At 64.4% G+C, this 531-nt stretch carries 1 protein-coding gene; it reads left to right on the top strand.

From position 1 onward, the window contains the following. Positions 1 to 417: alpha/beta fold hydrolase (locus HMPREF2635_RS03280; RefSeq protein WP_246824841.1), on the top strand; the 417-nt coding region annotated here is incomplete at its 5' end. Between the last annotated feature and the right edge of the window lie 114 nt (positions 418 to 531).

The raw sequence follows: 531 nt of genomic DNA, 5'->3' as shown, positions 1-531 counted from the left end.
CGCGCGTGCTTGAAGCTGCCCCGTCGGCTCAACCGGGTGCGCTTTGAGGTAGCGGCTGTCATCGCCCCGGCTTTCGCGGCGCTGCTGCAGGGCTTTCCACAAATGGACAAGCTGCAATTCCACGTGGCGATGCTGCTGGATACGCCGATGTCGAGCTATGCGGGCTTCTTCGATGACTTAGTGGAGCACTCCGAGTTCGGCGCAACGGCCCGGCTGCGCAGCGTGCCGGGGGAAATCGTGGTGGGCCAGCATGACATCGTGACCCCGCACCGCCAATCGAAGGTGATTGCCCGCCACTGGCCGGGCTCCACCCTGACCGTCGTCGACGGTGCTGGCCACATGGTCATCTTGGAAGAGCCCAGCGAGGTCTCCAAGGCCTTGGGCCGGGTCCTCGACCGCGTGCTCGATGGCGACTAAGCCGCGCTAATGCCGGCTAAGTCCTTTGCCGACGGCGGCAGGGCCTTTTGTTGGCGGTGGCTGAGCCTCCTGTGGTGGTCGAACTGCCCGTTCTGCCAAAGTTAGAGCCTCTGA

The sequence above is a fragment of the Corynebacterium sp. HMSC035E02 genome, from assembly GCF_001836065.1.
Taxonomy (GTDB): Bacteria; Actinomycetota; Actinomycetes; order Mycobacteriales; family Mycobacteriaceae; genus Corynebacterium; species Corynebacterium hiratae.
Note: the sequence above shows the minus strand (reverse complement) of the source record. Positions and strands in the feature narration are given on the sequence as shown.